Annotated in this window: 17 protein-coding genes; 6 read left to right on the forward strand and 11 right to left on the reverse strand. The window is 57.7% G+C overall.

The features are described from left to right. Positions 1 to 54 precede the first annotated feature (54 nt). The 5 genes from BLT77_RS00880 to BLT77_RS00900 all read right to left on the reverse strand — a co-directional run bounded on the left by BLT77_RS00880 (position 55) and on the right by BLT77_RS00900 (position 4,799). Positions 55 to 1,194, reverse strand: a complete 1,140-nt coding sequence (locus tag BLT77_RS00880) for a linear amide C-N hydrolase (RefSeq protein WP_090360425.1) — start codon at positions 1,192 to 1,194, stop codon at positions 55 to 57. Positions 1,195 to 1,287: 93 nt separating this feature from the next. After that, positions 1,288 to 3,333: a S9 family peptidase gene (locus tag BLT77_RS00885; RefSeq protein ID WP_090360429.1), complete on the reverse strand. Its 2,046-nt coding sequence runs from the start codon at positions 3,331 to 3,333 to the stop codon at positions 1,288 to 1,290. 158 nt (positions 3,334 to 3,491) lie between these two features. Then, positions 3,492 to 3,698: a hypothetical protein gene (locus tag BLT77_RS00890; RefSeq protein WP_090360434.1), complete on the reverse strand. Its 207-nt coding sequence runs from the start codon at positions 3,696 to 3,698 to the stop codon at positions 3,492 to 3,494. 244 nt (positions 3,699 to 3,942) lie between these two features. After that, a complete protein-coding gene (locus BLT77_RS00895) occupies positions 3,943 to 4,350 on the reverse strand; it encodes a nitrous oxide-stimulated promoter family protein (RefSeq protein WP_090360437.1) in 408 nt (135 codons plus the stop codon). Positions 4,351 to 4,439: 89 nt separating this feature from the next. Further along, complete coding sequence (locus BLT77_RS00900) at positions 4,440 to 4,799, reverse strand: DsrE/DsrF/TusD sulfur relay family protein (protein WP_090360442.1); 360 nt, start codon at positions 4,797 to 4,799, stop codon at positions 4,440 to 4,442. A 65-nt stretch (positions 4,800 to 4,864) separates the two neighbouring features. Here BLT77_RS00900 and BLT77_RS00905 point away from each other — a divergent pair, with 65 nt between their 5' ends. The 5 genes from BLT77_RS00905 (at position 4,865) to BLT77_RS00925 (ending at position 8,804) form a co-directional block, all read left to right on the forward strand. After that, a complete protein-coding gene (locus BLT77_RS00905; RefSeq protein WP_425431710.1) occupies positions 4,865 to 6,283 on the forward strand; it encodes a protein adenylyltransferase SelO in 1,419 nt (472 codons plus the stop codon). Beyond that, entirely contained in the window at positions 6,247 to 6,564 is a 318-nt protein-coding gene (locus BLT77_RS00910; protein ID WP_090360451.1) for a DUF3630 family protein, read from the forward strand. Before BLT77_RS00905 ends, BLT77_RS00910 begins: the two co-directional genes overlap by 37 nt. After that, complete coding sequence (locus tag BLT77_RS00915; protein ID WP_090360455.1) at positions 6,561 to 7,556, forward strand: serine/threonine protein kinase; 996 nt, start codon at positions 6,561 to 6,563, stop codon at positions 7,554 to 7,556. The genes BLT77_RS00910 and BLT77_RS00915 overlap by 4 nt, the downstream gene beginning before the upstream one ends. A gap of 54 nt (positions 7,557 to 7,610) precedes the next feature. Then, positions 7,611 to 8,222 carry a thiol:disulfide interchange protein DsbA/DsbL gene (locus tag BLT77_RS00920; protein WP_090360459.1) on the forward strand — a complete coding sequence of 204 codons (612 nt, stop codon included), beginning with the start codon at positions 7,611 to 7,613 and terminating at the stop codon, positions 8,220 to 8,222. Positions 8,223 to 8,597: 375 nt separating this feature from the next. Beyond that, positions 8,598 to 8,804, forward strand: coding sequence for a DUF1107 family protein (locus BLT77_RS00925; protein WP_028111349.1), 207 nt, complete (start codon positions 8,598 to 8,600; stop codon positions 8,802 to 8,804). Positions 8,805 to 8,834: 30 nt separating this feature from the next. Here BLT77_RS00925 and BLT77_RS00930 read toward each other — a convergent pair whose 3' ends face one another. The 4 genes from BLT77_RS00930 to BLT77_RS00945 form a co-directional block, all read right to left on the reverse strand. Next, a complete protein-coding gene (locus BLT77_RS00930) occupies positions 8,835 to 9,098 on the reverse strand; it encodes a cell division protein ZapB (protein WP_090360463.1) in 264 nt (87 codons plus the stop codon). A gap of 294 nt (positions 9,099 to 9,392) precedes the next feature. Further along, positions 9,393 to 9,788, reverse strand: a complete 396-nt coding sequence (locus BLT77_RS00935) for a cytochrome c3 family protein (protein WP_090360467.1) — start codon at positions 9,786 to 9,788, stop codon at positions 9,393 to 9,395. A gap of 31 nt (positions 9,789 to 9,819) precedes the next feature. Next, the gene (locus BLT77_RS00940) at positions 9,820 to 11,382 is read right to left on the reverse strand and encodes a flavocytochrome c (RefSeq protein WP_090360471.1); all 1,563 of its coding nucleotides are present in this window, start codon (positions 11,380 to 11,382) and stop codon (positions 9,820 to 9,822) included. A gap of 314 nt (positions 11,383 to 11,696) precedes the next feature. Further along, positions 11,697 to 13,400, reverse strand: coding sequence for an HAL/PAL/TAL family ammonia-lyase (locus tag BLT77_RS00945; RefSeq protein ID WP_090360474.1), 1,704 nt, complete (start codon positions 13,398 to 13,400; stop codon positions 11,697 to 11,699). A 521-nt stretch (positions 13,401 to 13,921) separates the two neighbouring features. Here BLT77_RS00945 and BLT77_RS00950 point away from each other — a divergent pair. Further along, a complete protein-coding gene (locus BLT77_RS00950) occupies positions 13,922 to 15,457 on the forward strand; it encodes a sigma-54 interaction domain-containing protein (RefSeq protein WP_090360477.1) in 1,536 nt (511 codons plus the stop codon). A gap of 118 nt (positions 15,458 to 15,575) precedes the next feature. On the opposite strand, the gene BLT77_RS00955 is transcribed toward BLT77_RS00950, so the two are convergent. Both BLT77_RS00955 and BLT77_RS00960 read right to left on the reverse strand, forming a co-directional pair. Continuing rightward, positions 15,576 to 16,712 carry a hypothetical protein gene (locus BLT77_RS00955; RefSeq protein WP_090360482.1) on the reverse strand — a complete coding sequence of 379 codons (1,137 nt, stop codon included), beginning with the start codon at positions 16,710 to 16,712 and terminating at the stop codon, positions 15,576 to 15,578. 203 nt (positions 16,713 to 16,915) lie between these two features. Beyond that, on the reverse strand, positions 16,916 to 17,245 hold the full coding sequence (locus BLT77_RS00960; RefSeq protein WP_090360488.1) for a DUF2956 domain-containing protein: 330 nt from the start codon (positions 17,243 to 17,245) through the stop codon (positions 16,916 to 16,918). Positions 17,246 to 17,285 lie beyond the last annotated feature (40 nt).

The raw sequence follows: 17,285 nt of genomic DNA on the forward strand, positions 1-17,285 counted from the left end.
CAGAGATCCTGAACGTGGCCCGCCACTAGATCCCCGAGGCCTGACGCCGGGGCACTACACCTCGGTGTACCAAGGCTCGGTGGGGAACAGCTCGAGGGTCTCGATGTCACTGATTCCGGCGAACCTATGGGGCAGATCCAGGCGGTTGAGCCCGGGGTTGCTGTAGGTACTGAAATAGAAGTAGCAGTTCTGATGATCTCGGATGGTGCAGAACTGGCTGAAGTCATTCAGGTTTTGCGGCGGGTTCAGCAGCAGTTTGTCCACCGGCGCCGCGTCCCGCCCCAAGCTGGTGTTTTCCAGCACCGACCCCATCGGTACCCACATGGTCTGCAACACCTTGAACATCTGCATGATGCGCAGCTGGTAATTCAGGTGTGCGGGTTCGTCCGGATTGATGCTGGCCCCGGCCTGACGCATCTTGAAGGCGCGCACAAAGCGGGACTCCGGTGTGGCATCGGCGGGTAACCCCTGCAGGCCGCTGCCGTTGGCCTGGTAGGCCTGCCCCTGAGGGTCAAACTTCACCACATTGGTGCAGGACAGGTGGGTGTAATGGTTGAGGTTGTTCAGCTGCCAGGGGTAGGAGGGTTGATTGGTCATGACGCCGTGGTGGTTGCGGTACAACTGGGTCTCGCCGTTGAGGCATTCGATGATCAGCGCATTGCCCGCTTGGTCGGTAAACGCCATGTGCAGCGGCAGAATCTGTTCCAGTACGCCGGGCAGGGGATTGACCACCGCCAGGGGGCCGTCAGGGCCGAAGTCGCGCTCAATCTCATCCACGCTGGCGTAATGCCGCAGGACAAAGCCCACCAGCTGGTTGTAGGGCACTCCGGCCCGGGTGTCGCTGACCGCTTCATAGCGTGAGCCCACCATATACAGGGCCGAGCCACTCAGGCCGGCCTCATTGAGGCCGTCGTAAAAGGTGTTCTGGGCCAGGGTCTTAAATTTGCCCTCGAGTGCCAGCTTCATCGCCGGGGTGACCGGGTAGTCATTCAGGTTGTCGGAGGCCCGCACCGAGGCAAAGCCGTAGCGCTGTCCCGTGGATGCTCGGGGCCCGTCGGCAAACAGGTCGGCCTGTTTGGGAACCAGTTGCAGGGTGGTGGGGATCACAAAGGGAAAGTCGTGGCAGCGGCCGGACAGACGGGGGTTGTCGTTACTGATGGTGCCCTGGGGGGCCAGAGTCAGATGGGTGCACATGGGCTAAAGGTCCTTTTTGATGTGCCAATGGAGCCTTTAAGCTACAAAAAAAGGGGTGCCTGACGACACCCCTTTCAACCAGCATGAACGGTATTATTTCAGGTCTTTGCCCAGAACGTAATGCTCAAACCAGGCCAGATCCCAGCTCATCTTGGTCTTGCGATGAGACATTTTGCCCAGGCCGTGGCCTTCACCGGGGTAGATCACCAGCTCGGTGGGCACGTTCAGGTAGTGGCGCAGGGTGCGGTACAGCCCCTTGGCGTGCGGAGCCGGAACCCGGGGATCATTCTCACCCATGTGGATCAGGGTCGGGGTGGTGATGCTGCCGGCGTGGGTCAGGCTGGAGCCGTGAGTGTAGGCTTCCGGTTTCTCCCATGGCAGGCCCTCCATGTAGTTGAGGACGTGACCCGGAGTGTCTTCCAGTAGCCACTGCAGACGCTGATCAAACACACCGGCACCGGAGCTGGCCGCCTTGTAGCGGGTGGTGGTGCTGATCAGGGCGTTGGTGAGGTAGCCACCGTTGCTCCATCCCATCACTGCCAGCTTGTCGGCATCGGCAATCCCCTCCTTGATCAGGGCATCGACGCCCGCTTCGATGTCGTTCACTTCGATGTCGTGCTCATGGCCGACCAGTTCCACCAGGAACTTATCGCCGTAGCCGGTGGAGCCTCGGTAGTTGGGGGACAGCAAGGCCCAGCCTTTGGCGGCGAAGCTGGCGCGGCCATAGGAGCGGTGCTGCAGGGCGTACGGTGTCGCGGCAGTCGGGCCTCCGTGAATCTGCACCACCAGTGGCAGCGGGCCGTCGGATTTCTTATAGCCAGGAGGCAGTTCCAGCATCCCTTCGACCTGGCTGCCATCCGGGGCCGTCCACTGGAAGCGGCTGATCTGAGGTAGTTTCCAGTTGTCGGTTTGCGGGTTGATGTTGGTGATGCGGTGTGGCGTCTTGCCCACTTTGCCCTGGTACAGGTCGTAGAAGTGCTCCAGGCTGTTGTGGCTCATGACCATGGTCTTGCCGTGGCCATCGAAGGCGTAGCTGCCGACCACGTAGTCGCCGTCGGTCAGGGTGCGGGTGTGGCCCTGTTCGCCGTCATCGATGTCGGTACAGAAGATCTTGACCGAGCCCTGCTCAGCGCCGCGGTAACACAACTCGTCGCTGTTGGGGCGCCAGATGCTGTCGGAGCCGTTGAGGGTGGCTTTGCCGGGACGGTCGAGATTCAGTTGCCACTGCACCTGGTTGTCATCACCGATGGCGGCCACAAACAGTTGGCCGGGGTGGCCGTCGTAATCGATGCGCCAGGACAGCTTGTCGCCATCCGGACTCCATTTGGGGTGCATCAACCAGCCGTAAGGCGAGGGCGCCTGTTCGCGCCAGGCGCTGTCTTCCAACACCGTATTGGTCTCGGCGTCGATGTCGTACACCTCGACGTGGGACCAGCCTTCCAGGAAGATCAGCTCGTTATCTGTGGTGGTGACCCGCGCCAGACGTTTGCCATCCGGGCTGACATCGAAGTCCCATACCACCTTATCGTCATCCAAAAGCAGTTTGGTGCGGAAATTCTGCAGATTGAGGCTGTAGATGGGGTTAACGTCGACGTTGCCATGGCCGTAGTTGGGGCCCTTGTTGGCGCTGCGCTGGGCGGTGAACGCATCCTGTTCGGTGTGGCTGCGGCTGGTACTGAACCACAGGCTGTCCTGACCCAGTTCGAAGTGCTTAACCCCTTTCTCTTCCCGGGTCAGTGGCACCGCCTCACCGCCGCTCAGCGGCATGCGGAAGATCTGGCTCTTGCCATTGTAGGGCGGCTGTTTGCCTTCGCCGCGTTTTTCCGCCCGCAGGAAGTACAGGTATTTGCCCTGGCTGTCGATGCGTGGTTGAGACTCCTTGTCAGGGCTGAAGGTCAGGCGCTCCGGTTTTTGCTGGCCCAGCTTGACCCGCCACAAGTCGTTCAGGCTTTTATCGGCGGCTTCATCCCAATAACTCTGTACCCAGACGGCTTGCTTGCCATCGGCACTCAACTGGACCTGGCTCATGCCCTGAATGGAGAAATAGTCATTGGGAGTGATGTCGTGGGTGCGCTCGGCCAGAGCCGGGTGCGCTGCGAGGGCAGCCGCAATTGCTGCGGGGAGCCAAGCTGTCTTCATGGGGTTATGTCCTTGTTGTGATTATTGGCATTGAGCTTAACCAATTCTCACAACTCAGAGTAGAGCTAATAACGGGATTTGTGTTTTTTGGCGTCTGGTATAACCGCAAAAGAAAAGGTGGCAGGCCGGTCGAGGGAAACCGACCCACCAAGAATCGATCAGTGACCGGTCACCAACTCAGGATCACTGGAGTGATCGACGATGACCGGGATGGCATTGGTGCGAAAGTTCAGGGGCCTGACCTGGCTACGGAGGCTATCCGGAGAGGCGTCCGGAAACGGCCTCAATCGCTGCTGACAGGGAGCCGCCACCGAGGAGACGGTTAACAGCAACGGCGGCGCTGCCGCAGAGAGGCGCGAATTCATCGTATTCATCCTTGATGAGATCATAAGCCGTGGGCGGAGCCGCCAGAGTTTTTACAGGTCGCAGGCATCCTGTCTGTCGACCGGCCTGACAGCGCAGCGAATGGTACCAAATAAAATCAAAAAAGCTATAAAAAATAGATAGATGCAAGGATTTCTGTGAATTATTTCAGTGATTTTTCTTTAGATTTCATCCGCTTGAGTGTTGTTCGCGCACCTTGGTAAAAGCTACTGAAATATATGAATTTTATTCATGGGTGCCTGCCGATTTGGCTGCGCTGTTACGCCGGCGTCGGTTGGCGCGCATCGGCGGCTTGGCGGGCACCGGACGGCGATTGTCCCGCAGGTGCTGCAGGGCTTCCCACGGGTGTCGCAGCAGCATTCGCGGGCCGGCATAGCGCATCATGATGCGGGTTTGTTGCCTGGGTTCCGGCTTATAGCAGTGGATGGGGCATTTTCCGCAGGTGGGTTTGCTGTCGCCATAGGGGCAGCGGTCGAGCTTTTTTTCGGCGTAATCCAGCAGGGTCTGGCATTGGTCGCACAGGCCCTGTGATTTGCGCTGGCCGTGGCAGTTGGCCCGGCAGTAGATCTGGGCCATGTGGCCCATGGTGCGATATTCGTTGGCCAGGCGGCCGTGCAAAATGCGGCTTTTCATAAATAACCCAGTTAATGGCTCAGGTATAGTGGTATCTTAACGGGTATTGAGAATCTATCTATACAGGGCTGCCGCATTTGCGAACCGGATCAAAGGTGCAGCACCTTGTCGCTGTGCAGGGTCCAGTGGCTTAGCTCGATCAGGGTGCCGATCTGAACACCATCGATGATCTTGTCCTCGGTCAGCCCCCGTGCCTCGGCGCAGGTTTTACACAGGTTGACCGGTACTCCCTGGGCCAGCAGCAGCTCGATCATCTGGCCGATGTGGTAGCTGAGATCCGGTGTTTGCTGGCCAGCCAGGGCGGCGACCACCGCATCGGACATCAGGAACAACCGTTGATTGACCGGCTGATCCGCATGTTCCTGCATCGCCAAGGCGATGCGCAGGGCGTTGTAGAGCTTTTCACTGCCGTAGGGGCTGTCGTGGGCCACCATCAGAATGGATGTCATAAGGATCTCCTGGAGAAAGGCTGGCGAAGGTGTAAATGGGCATTGAATCAAGGAGAAAGATTGTGCTGAATTTGTCTGCGGGAATCAATCAGGCGGTGGCCGGGTTGGCCCGTCCGGTTGAGCCTTCGCCGTTGCGCGATCCGGTGTGGCTGGGTTGGAGCGAGGATATGGCCCGGACCCTGGGCTTGCCGGCCCGCGCCACCGAGGCCTTGCTGAAGCAGTGCAACGGCGAGGGGCCGTTTACCTTGCCACCCATGGCACAGGTCTACTCAGGCCACCAGTTTGGTGGCTATACCCCAAGATTGGGGGACGGCCGCGGGTGCCACCTGGGGGAGGTGCAGGGCTATGAACTGTTTCTCAAAGGCAGTGGCCCCACTCCCTACTCCCGGGGGGGGGACGGCCGGGCGGTGATTCGCAGTGCCGTGCGTGAGTTTCTGGCCAGTGAGGCGTTGCATCATCTGGGGCTGGCCACTACCCGGGCACTGGCGGTGCTGGGATCGGATACCCCGGTATGGCGGGAGCAGCAGGAGCGGGGCGCCATTACGGTGCGGGTCAGTCGCAGCCATCTGCGCTTTGGTCATTTTGAGTACTTTAAACACAGCGATCAGCCGAAGGTGCTCGCGGCTCTGATTGATTACACCCTGGAACGGTATTTCCCCGACTGCCTGACCGGGAAGAAACCGGTGCAGGCGTGGTTTTTTGAGGTGGTGTCCCGCACTGCCGAAACCATTGCTGACTGGCAGGCGATGGGCTTTGCCCACGGGGTACTCAACAGTGACAACATGTCGATTCTGGGCGAGACCTTTGATTATGGTCCGTTTGCCTTTATGGATCGCTGCGATCCTGGTTTAGTGTGCAACCATTCCGACCATCATGGCCGCTACGCCTTCGATCAGCAGCCCGCCATTGGTTGGTGGAATCTGCAGCGGCTGGCGCTGGCACTCAGCGACCATCTGGACGCCGAGGTGATGGCGGCGGCGCTGGCGCACTATCAACAACAACTGGTGGCCCGTTACCTGTGGCGAATGGAGGCGCGACTGGGGGTCGCCTCCGACGGGGAGGTTCAGTCCAGGCTGGATCTGGTGGCGGATCTGGTGGAGATGATGCGACGTCAGCAGGTGGATTTTCACCGCTGCTTACGCAGCCTGTGCCGAATGGACCCCGGCATTGATGACAATGCGCTGGCACAGTGGCTGGGAGACGATGCCCAGTGGTGGTCCTGGCTGTCGCGTTATCGTGACCGGCTGACGCTGACGGAGCTGCAGCCCTGGCAGCAGCAGCGAGCCCGGGCCAATCCCAATGTGATTCTGCGTACCCATCTGGCTCAGCAGGCCATCGAAGCCGCCGAAAACGGCGATGCTGCACCACTGAATCAGTTGCATCAGGCCCTGCGACATCCCTATGATGAGCACCCGGATCACCCTCACTATACAGAGGCCCCCCCCTCATGGGCACAATCGATCACCCTCTCCTGCTCCAGCTGAGTGCGCCTCAGTGGCAGGCCGAGACCGGCCAGTTGCTCTGGACCCTGGCGACGGATGATGACACGTTGGCGCAACTGGTGCCGCTGATGCTGGCGCGGCTCGACTGCCGCCTGCTGGAGCACAGCTGGGGCGCGGATCGTCACCTGTGGTTGCTGGAGTTTGAAGGCTGTCGACTGGCGCTGCAGTATGAAGCGCTGTGTGACACTCTGTGGTTGCAGGCCGAACGCGCCGGCGATCAGGAGGTGACCGAGTATCTGGCACAACTTTGGACCTCATTATGACCCTCGCTCAATTTGATTTTCACTCCCTGAGTCCCGATTGCATCCTGGACGCCGTGGAGTCCGTCGGCTTGTATCCGGAAACCGGCCTGCTGCCGCTGAACAGCTACGAGAACCGGGTTTACCAGTTTCGTGCCGACGACGGCCGTCGTTATGTGGTCAAGTTTTACCGGCCTCAGCGCTGGACCGAAGCGGCGATCCTGGAGGAGCACGCTTTTGCCCACGAGCTGGCTGCGGCGGAGGTGCCGGTGGCGGCGCCGAAATTGATCGACGGCACCAGTTTGTTTGAGCATCAGGGGTACCGCTTTGCCCTGTGGGACAGCATCGGCGGCCGTGAATTTGAGGTGGATAACCTCGAACAGCTGGAACAGGTCGGTGTATTTCTGGGACGCATGCACAAGGTGGCGCAGGCGGGGCAGTTTGCCCACCGGGCGCCGCTGACCATCGAAACCCATGGCTATCAGCCACGCCAGGTCCTGCAACAACAGGCGCAGCTGCCGTCGCACATCGAGACGGCGTTCTTTACCGTACTGGATCAAGTGCTCGAGCGCGTGGCACAGGCACCGTGGCAGCGAGCGCACACTCAGCGCCTGCATGGCGACATGCATCCGGGTAACATCTTGTGGACCCCGGATGGGCCAGGTTTTGTCGATCTCGATGATGCCCGTACCGGCCCGGCGGTTCAGGATTTGTGGATGATGCTGGCGGGAGAGCGCAGCCATCAGCAGATGCAGCTGGACATTTTGCTGGAAGGGTATGAAACTTTTTGTGATTTCGACCACTCTGAATTACAGCTGGTGGAGCCGCTGCGGGCATTGAGGATGGTGCATTACCTCTCCTGGCTGACCCTGCGTTGGCAGGATCCCGCGTTTCCACGTAACTTCCCCTGGTTCGGCAGCGATCGCTTCTGGGAAGATCAGGTGTTGGCGATGAAAGAGCAACTGTCTGCCCTGCAGGAGCCGGCGTTGTCGCTGTCCCCGGGGTTAAGTTTTTGAGTTTGTTGTGGCACAGTGAGCCGCAGTTTTTGAGAATTGTTTAGAGAAGCCACTATGAAAAAATTATTCGCGATTGCGTTTACCCTGATGTTGGCGCCGTTGGCACTGGCGGCCCAATTTGAGGAAGGCACGCACTATAAAGTCGTCAGTCAGGCGCCGGTTCAGGGCCAGCCCCGGGTGACCGAGTTTTTCTCCTTCTACTGCCCCCATTGCTACACCTTTGAAAAGGTGCATCTGCCCAACCTGAAAAAGAGCCTGGATAGTGGCATCAAGCTTGAGCAGAAGCACGTCGACTTCATCGGCGGCCCCATGGGCATAGAGATGACCAAGGCGCTGGCGGTGATGCAGACCATGAAGGTGGGCGAACAGGTGAAAAAGCCGCTGTTTGCCGCCATCCATGACAACGGCGTCAAATTCAGTACCGGCAGCGATGTGAAGCAGCTGTTCGTGGATCAGGGGGTTGACGGAGAGAAGTACGATAAAGCGATCAACAGCTTTATGGTGAACTCCAAGGTCAAGAGCTGGAAGAAAGAGCAGGTCAGCAGTGGTATCCGCGGTGTGCCGGCGATCATCGTCAATGGCAAGTATCAGGTGGAGATGGGCGCCCTGGAGAGCACCGAGCAACTGTCTGAGTTGATCAACTATCTGGCTAAGAAGCAGGACTGAGTTCCGCTTCACGCCGTTAAGGGGAGCCATCGGGCTCCCCTTTTTGTTACACGATGTTTTGTATATTGAATGCAATTAATGTTAACAAAAAAAAGATCGGTGCAACACCGATCAAAAGCGAGCGTGACTCCTACCGCCTCTCAGCCCCATACCCCTCGAGGCGGCGGAACTAACCGTCATGACTCGCGGTTAGGAACACTGCTCAATCACAGTAACAAGTTTGCAACATGATGCCAAATGCCGGGGTGTCAAAAATTCACTACGGAAAGCTTTGGGATAATCTAATATCAGTAGGTTGTATTGCGAGCAAAACTAAATACAATTGCCGCGGTCTGATAGTGTGCATCAGCCAGAATAAAACAAGGAATTTTGTCGGTGAGAATTTTCCCAATTTACGCGCCAAGGATGATCGCAAAACACGCCAGAGTCTTTAGGGACGGGGTGGTGCTGGTTAAGCACGTAGGTCGACTGGAGTTTAAAGCCGGGCGTTTCATCATGCCCGTTCGTTCGTTGCCCAAGGTTCGTGAGGTGATTAACGAACTCAATGACCTGCTGCAGCCAGACGCCGCAGCAGCGACCTGATACTGGCCTGATTCCTCAGGCCGGTCAGTTTTATGCCAGTTCGCTTAGGCCAGGTGTAGGCGGCTCAGCTTCCGCATCGGCCTGAGACAATTTGTTCAATAGCCCTTCCGCTTTGCTGTTCCAGACAGCCAGTTGCTGCTCCAGCTCCTGGGTGCGTTGCTCCAGTTGCTGGTTATGCAGTTCCAGCTCCTGGGCGCGTGTCCGCTCCTCTTCCAACTCCATCTGTTGAAGTTCGATGGTCTCCAGCGCATTTTGTACGCGAGACTCCAATTTATCTAACAGTTCTAAGCTCATACGACAGTTACTACTTAATTTGGGACAGAACGCGATTCTATCAGTGCCTGCGGCTGTGATCACGGTATTTTGCCAAGGGGATTGTCGATCTCCTGACACCGTACTGGAGGGGGGCGATACAGAGAGGAAAAAGGACCGGCTTCCTAGCAAAGCCGGGATCCTTGGGTGAGATAAATAAAGCGCACCAGAGAGAGGCTCTGGCAAACGGGCCCCAGGCCCAGCCGATGATGAGAGGCGGGCTAGGGACACCTTCAAAGGCGCCCCCGTTGGCGGCCAGCGGGGGAGCTTGGGGGGTTACTTGCGCTTCAAGTCCGGGTATTTGAACTCATGGCAGTTGTTGCAGTAAACCTCGGTCTTCTTATGCTGAGCATGACAGTAGACGCAGCTCAGATCCTGGCCGTAATGCAGGCTGTCGTGAGGGTTCGGCTCAAACTCGGCACCGTGACCCGAACGGACGGTCTGCTGGGCCAACTCCTGTTTGCTGCCGTGGCAGGTCAGGCAGTTGTCCTCAGACGGGATGGTATATGGCTTGCTGTCACCGTGGCAGGTAGAGCATTCCACGTTGCCCTGTTCGTCGGTGAAAATCTCTTTGTGATACGACTTCAGCGGCATCTTGGCGGCCAGAGCCGGAACGGACAGGCCCACGCTGGCGGCGATGAAGGCGGCAATAAGTGCGTTGCGAGTAGACATGCTGTCTCCTGATTTCAAAAGGGCGTTGGGCTTAAGCCTGTTTAAGGGAAATGGCGGATGCCGCCGCCGCGCTGCGGGCAGCGTTGCGACCGGTTACCACACCTTCGGCAACCGCACAGGCGCCCAGACGGGAGGCACCGTGGATACCCCCGGTGGCTTCCCCTGCCGCGTACAGGCCGGCGATGGGCTTGTCGGAGACCAGGTGCAGCACCTCAGATTGGGTGTTCACCCGAACACCGCCCATGCAGTAGTGCACTTTCGGCCACATCCGCACCGCATACCACGGCCCCTCTGTCAGCTCGAAGGCCTGCATCAGCGGCCGTCCGAACTGTTTGTCTTCTCCGTCCCGCACAAACTGGTTCCACTGTGCCACCTGGGCCTTCAGCTTGTCCGCCGGTATGCCGTACTCTTTTGCCAGCTGCTCCAGGGTGTCGGCCTTCTTGATGACGTCGTACTTCATGCCCCAGGCCAGCGTCTGTGCCTTGGCGGCGCCTTTGGCGTTGGTCAGGCCGATGGGGTACACCGGTTTGCCCTGTTCATCGCGACGGGTCATGATGGCGTCGGCCCGGGCCTTACGATCCGCCAACTCATTGAAGAAGCGCTCACCGGTACGGGCATCGACAACGATGCCGTTCTGGTAGGTGGCGGCGGTATTGAACTGGGAGGCGGTACCAAACCCTTTCTCATCGGGGGAGGACCAGGGGCCCAGCTGAATCTGATCCAGGTGGATGGGGTTGGCACCGATCAGCATCATCTGCTTCAGGGCGCCGGCGGTGGCGCCCGGGTGGTTGGTGGAGTCCAGTTCCGAGGTCAGCTTAGGCTGCTGCATCTGGCGGAAGTCGATGTCGCGACCGAAGCCGCCGGTGGCCATGATCACCCCTTTACGGGCCCCAAGGGTACGCTGCGATCCGGTCCGCTCTTTCGGGAAGAAGTACTGGCTTTTAACGTTGACGCCAATGACGCGCTGGTCGTCATCCTGGATGAAGGATTCCAACTTGGTTTGCTTGTACATGGTGACGCCGATCTTCTCCGCCGCCTTGATCAGCGGACGGATGATGCCCGCCCCGGAGCTTTCGCGGGTCTGCAGGACGCGGGGCACCGAGTGGCCGCCGAAGTGCTGAACGAAAGGCTTCCAGACGGTACCGTAGCTTTCCAGCCACTTGGCGGACTCCGAAGTGCCGTTGCACACCAGCTTCAGCATGTTGACGTCGTTCATGCCGCGGCCGGATTTCAGCATGTCGCTGACCATCAGTTCGATGCTGTCGTTAACGCCCTCTTTGGCCTGCAGCTCCGAGCCGGCTACGGCCATGGCGCCACCGTTGATGGTGGAGTTGCCGCCAAACACCGGCATCTTATCGATGACCAGTACTTTCGCTCCCTCTTCGGCAGCCTGTACCGCCGCCGACATGCCGGCAAAGCCGGAGCCGACCACGATGATGTCAAACACCTCGTCGAACTTCTGGGGGGCGGGTGTGCAGTTTGCTTTGGCCTGCGCCTGGCCGGTCACCATCAGGGTGCCCATGCCGGCCGCGAGGGCGGCGCCTTTTTTCAGTAGCGCCCGACGGGACGCCACCAGGTTGTTGTTGTTGGTCATCTTAATCTCCAGTGCACCTTGGCATTGATATGCCTGAGTCAGTGCGAAGGTCGTGCCAGTTAAGGTTTTTCAGGGAAAAAGGGGGGGATTTATGATCGGCCCCACATGAGCACGAGATTTCGGGGAATGGGGTTACGGTATTTAGTAGGGGTTACGATAGCTGGTGTCGGACGCTCTGGTCGGGATCGCGGCGATGGCGGGTGGGAGCGAACATCTGTTTTCCACGGGGGTGGCTGGTGCGATCTGGGTGGGGGTTTTACGACATGCCGTAAAAAGCCGGCGCTGAGGCCGGCTTTTGGGAGAGGCAGAGTGGCTTAGTAGGCTTTTACAAATTCAGTAGAGGCCTTGAAGTCCGGAGTGTAAGGACGGTCTTTGTCCACGAACTTAACCAGTTTGCGGTATTCCTTGTACATCTTGCCGGTCTCTTTACCCAGCTTCAGCTTAGGGTTGTCCAGTTTGCGCAGGTCGATGGCCTGGGCGGAGTGGAACAGTTCCAGACCGAAGATGGTGCTGAGGTTGTCGGAGATCTGAATCAGGTTGTCGGACGCCAGCTTCAGGTTGGTGAAGGTGTCTTCGATGTTACCGGCGATGGCCACACCCTCGAAGCTGACTGGCTGAGCCAGTTGCTTGTTGCGCACGTGCAGATCGACGTAGGCTTTCTGGATGGCACCGAAGGCGTGCCCCACGTTGCCCGGCGCAGTCAGGAAGCGCGGCAGGTGAGTGAAGTGGTCATCCGACAGACGGGTTGAGCGCATCACAGAGTTGTGAGACACCTGGGTCATGGCCACGCTCAGCTGTTGCACCGCCATGGCGACCGGCAGCGGGTTGAAGTTGGTGGTCGGGAATACGCCACCCTTGCCGTCGATCAGGTACTTGGCCACCTGAGGCTTGTTGACGTATTTCTTACCTGGGTTGAGCACGACCGCCGGGTTGTCGTCGGAGGCGTTGATCTGAATCTTCAGCATCGCTTCCAGCTCGTCCGCCGCTTTTTCAGCCATGGCGAAGGTGTAGCCGGAGGTGCGGAAAGACAGCGGATCCTGTAGCGGACGGGTGTCGTTCAGATCCCACAGGTAGGAGCCATCCAGCTTGTTGAGAATGGTGTCAGAGGTCGCCTGAACGTAAGGGAACGGACGCACCCCGTTGGTTTGTGGCAGGAATGGGGCCACGTTGCCGTTCAGGCCTTCCAGAGACAGGCCGAACAGAGTCGGGGCCACTTCCAGAACCTGCTCGGCGTCTTTCAGTCCCTGCATGGCGTAGGCGGTGGCAAAGGCGTTGTTGGACAGGATGGACAGCGCGTCCTTACCGATGGGGTTCAGTGGCTTGATGCCGGCTTTTTTCATCGCCTTGGAGGAGCTCATGCGCTCACCCTTGTAGAACACTTCCCACTCACCCAGCATCGCCAGACCCACGTGGGAGGCCAGCAGGATGTCGGCTTCGCCCACAGTACCCTTGGACGGGATGACCGGCACGATGTCGTTGTTCAGGTAGGCTTCGTACAGATCCGCAACCTGAGGTTGTACACCGGTCTGACCGTGCAGCAGGGTGTTCAGACGAACCGCCATACCCAGACGAACCATTTCGGCAGGCATAGGTTCACCGACGCCGGCGCTGTGGGCACGCAGGGCGTTGATCTGGAACTCTTTGGATGCCTTCAGGGCTTCCTTGGTCATTTCACCGCTGGCATCAAACAGTTTGTGGTCCTTGTTCAGGCCCACACCCACGGTCAGACCGTAGACCGGCTTGCCCAGACGCGCTGCGGTCATCAGGGTGTCGTACGCCTTGTCCAGACGGGTTTCTGCTTTCTTGGCAATATCCACATCGGCATCGCCGGCCGCAATGGCCCAGGCTTGGTCGATGGTCATGTCAAAACCGTTCAGAGTGATGGTGTCTTTGGCCAATGCCGAACCTGCGGTCAGGCTCAGGGCCAGTGCAACAGCAACTTTACTTGTTACAGCTTTCACTATGCTTTCTCCAGCTTTTGTATTGTTAGTCTGTGTAAGACAAACAGGGATTCCCATTCATCGATGACAGACAATTGCAGCTTGTGTGCCAGCCATGCCAAAAGCCGGTTTTGGGGGCGGAACTATGATCGGTCACGGGCAGTTACGAAATGCCGTGAATCGATTTACCGCATTTCGTGGGACACTACGAAATCTAACTATGGCAGTGGCGGTGGTGCTCGCCAGAGTGTGGCAGTAAACGCAGGGTGAGGTAATGGCTGCGTCAGAGGCAATTATCAGGCTGTGAGCTTGCTCATAAAACAGGGGGTTTCATGAGCCTAAAAGCGCTCCGTCAATAACTGTGAGCTGGATCTTTTATTATCAATATAAGTAATTGGGATGAGTTCAGAATTGATAAATCGATGAAATATGTCGACTGGGTCTCATTTAACATTTTAGTTAATTCGTCTTTGGTTGCCCGTGGTTTTCAGTCCTTTTTTAATATCGCTTTTTTAGCATCAAATACATGACGCAATCCTCGGTATTACCTCGCTTCAGCTTTTAAAATGACGACAATTCGTAATTGAGGCCCCTGTGTCATGTCCACCGAGCTGAAGTTTTTCTATGAGGTGACCCAGCACCTGTCCGGCAGCCTGCAGCTGGATAAGTCCCTGAAGCACTGTTTTGACTACCTGGTTCAGCATATTCCCATTGATGGCATCTACATCAACCTGTTTATGCAGGAGAGTCAGGAGATTCAGATGGTGGCGCACGCCGATCGTCAGGGGGGGCAACTGCTGGACCGCCGCATCGCACTGACGCCCGAGATGTGTGACTCTCTGAACGATCGGGAGCGCCCGCCCATCCGCATTCTGAACCACATCTCTATGGATGGGGTCAGCCATCATGTGCTGTCGCAGCTGATTCCCGGTGCCAAATCACTGATGCTATTAAGAATGAAGTGCGATGATTTTCACCTTGGGGTGGTGGGGCTGTACGCCAATCAGGAGCAGAGCTTCCGCGCCCGCCATGCGGATCTGCTGCAATCCCTGCATCAGCCCTTCAGCATGGTGACGGCGTTTAACCTTCAGGGGCGAAACCTGCTGGCGGAGAAAGCGCAATTGGAGGCGGAAAACCGCAGCTTACGTCGTTCCATCGACAGCCGTGAAGACGTCATCGGCGCCAACAGCGGCCTGCGTCAGGTGATGGAGCAGGTGGAAGCCATTGCGCCCCTGGACAGCACGGTGCTGATTAATGGTGAGACCGGTTGTGGTAAAGAGGTGATCGCCAACGCCATCCATACCCGCTCCTCCCGGGCCAACAAACCGTTCGTCAAGGTGAACTGCGGTGCCATTCCCGACTCGCTGATCGATTCCGAGCTGTTTGGCTATGAAAAGGGGGCCTTTACCGGCGCCGAGAAACGTAAGCAGGGTTATTTCGAGCAAGCCAATGGCGGCACCATCTTCCTGGACGAACTGGGAGAGTTGCCGTTGTCGGCCCAGGTACGTTTGTTGCGGGTACTGCAGAGTCGCACCATCGTCCGGGTTGGTGGCATCGAGCCGGTGGAGCTGGACATCCGCATTGTGGCGGCGACCCACAGGGATCTGCAGCAGATGGTCAAGGCCGGATCATTCCGTGAGGATCTCTGGTACCGGCTGAATGTGTTTCCCATCGCCATACCGCCGCTGCGCCATCGTCGCGAAGATGTGCCGTTACTGGTACACCATTTGCTGGAGCAGTTTCTGAGCCGCTTCAAGCTGGAGCGTTTGCCCTCCATCGCCCCGGAGCAGCTTGCTAAGCTGCAGAACTACGCCTGGCCAGGCAACGTCCGTGAACTGGTGAATGCGGTGGAACGGGCGATGATTCAGTCCCGCGGGGCGCCGTTGGTGTTTGATTTTCTCAACACCGGCGGTGAGCCGGAACCGGGCCGCAGTGGTGGTGGTGAGACCGTGGTGATCGATCCCAGTCGTGCCAGCGATCATCTGGTGTCGCTGGATACCATGACCGCCAAATACATTGAGCATGCCCTGAGAATCACCGGTGGTAAGATTCACGGCAGTGGCGGCGCGGCGGAGAAGCTGGAGATTCATCCCAATACCCTGCGCAGCAGAATGAAGAAGCTGGGGCTGATGTAATTCCTCCCCGCAGAGACAAAAACGCGGCTTTAGCCGCGTTTTTTTATGCCCCATAAAAAAGCCACCGCTCAGGCGGTGGCAAAAGGGTCAGGAAATAAAACAGGGTGTTGAGGTTCGGTTAGAAGTAGTAACCGAAGTTGATGTTGATGCGCTGATCCCAGCCGTCGCCGGCTTCTGGCAGACCAACGTGATCGTCCATCTCGGTGGAGAAGGTCATGTTTTTACCCATGATGAAGTCCGCCATGATGTAGATAGGGCCGGCAGAGAATGCGGCACCGGTAACGTTCTGGTAGCTGTTGTCGTAGCTGCTGTCATCCACGTCTGGAGTCATCAGGCCGAAGTCGTTGTAGATCTTGACGCTGCCCCAGGAGGTCGGGATGGTTTTCGCCAGGTTGAAGGAGTAGATCTGACCTTTGGAAGCCACTTCATACTGCCAGCCTGCACCGCCCAGACCGATTTTGTTGTTGTCCATGCCATCTGGATTTTCGGCATCGAACTCGTACTGCATCGCCTGCAGTTGCAGCTTCCAGCCCTGGTAGCCTGCGTCCATGTGGACGGCAAAGGCGTTGCGATCACCGTTTTTCTCGGTTTTGCTGTTGTAGATCTGGCCGTACTCCAGGGAGCCGCCCATCACCACTTTCAGGTCACCGTCGGTGAGGGTGTAGGTCTGACGCAGGTTGATCTGGTTGGTTTCTTCGTTGTTGTACTCGGTGCCGTTGACGGTGCCGGAGAAGATGTCAGGGGCGTAGGCCTTGTTGTCTTTGGAGTTGTACTCGCCGTTTTTGTAGAAGGCGATGTCGGTGTGCCACTTGCCGTTGTCGAAGGTGGCCTTGGCGCCCACATCGAAATCATCCTCGAAGCCCAGGTAGTAAGGCAGGCCGAACCACCAGCTGTTGGAGATGAAGCCCGGGTTACCGAATGGAACTTTGTTGATACCGAACTGCAGTTGCCATTCCGGATCGATGTTGTAGTAACCGTAGCCCCATTTGATGAAGTTTTTGCCAGAGGCAAAACGGTATTCGCTGGACAGGCCCCAGTCGCCGTGTGTGCCATCAAATTTAAGCGTTAATACGTCAAAATTCAGGTCGCCGCCTTTATCTTTTGACTGGTCGTTATACAGCTTCATGCCGTAATTAACACGAACGGAACCACCGATATTCATGCCATCTTCTGCGGCGGCATTCACGGTGTATAAAGAAGACAAGAGTGCCGAAATAACTAAGGCAGATTTTGTCAGGCGCATGCTGTTCATCATATTTACCTTTCAATGTTTGTTGTTGTGGTAAATACAGAGCACGGGCTGTGCCAAGCAGCAAAAACCCTGAATCGGGGCTGAATTTCTTGAAACCGGATTTGCAAAAACGATATCTGGTGATTTTGCGGTTACGAGATGTCGTGAGATTAACGATATTTCACATGGGGTAGGCGCCGATTCGGGCGAATCGGCGCCATGGATGCTTACGCCATCAACAGGTAGGCCAGGAAGCCGCCCCAGCTCAGTCCGAGCAGAACCCAGGGCAGAAGGGCGGTCTGCCGGGGCATGGTGTCGATCGACACCGGCGTTTCCTCGGGCTGGGATTTGTCCCGTTGATCACGCTTCTTCTGCTTGTCCCGCTCGCGGGCCTTGGCCTTCTCCCGCTTTTTGTATTCGGCGATGCCTTTCTCGATGCCTTTGGCGATCAGCCGGGTTTGCTCTTTGGTCTGGCCCGGTTTCTGGGTGGCCTTGGCAATCTTATCGGCCTGGGCCACCACCTGGGGGGAGACGGCCTGCTGGTTCTTTGCTTTCATGGTGTCGTTCAGGTGAGAAGTGGTTGGCCCAGTGTACCCC

Source organism: Ferrimonas sediminum (assembly GCF_900100175.1).
In the GTDB taxonomy this organism is placed as follows: Bacteria; Pseudomonadota; Gammaproteobacteria; order Enterobacterales; family Shewanellaceae; genus Ferrimonas; species Ferrimonas sediminum.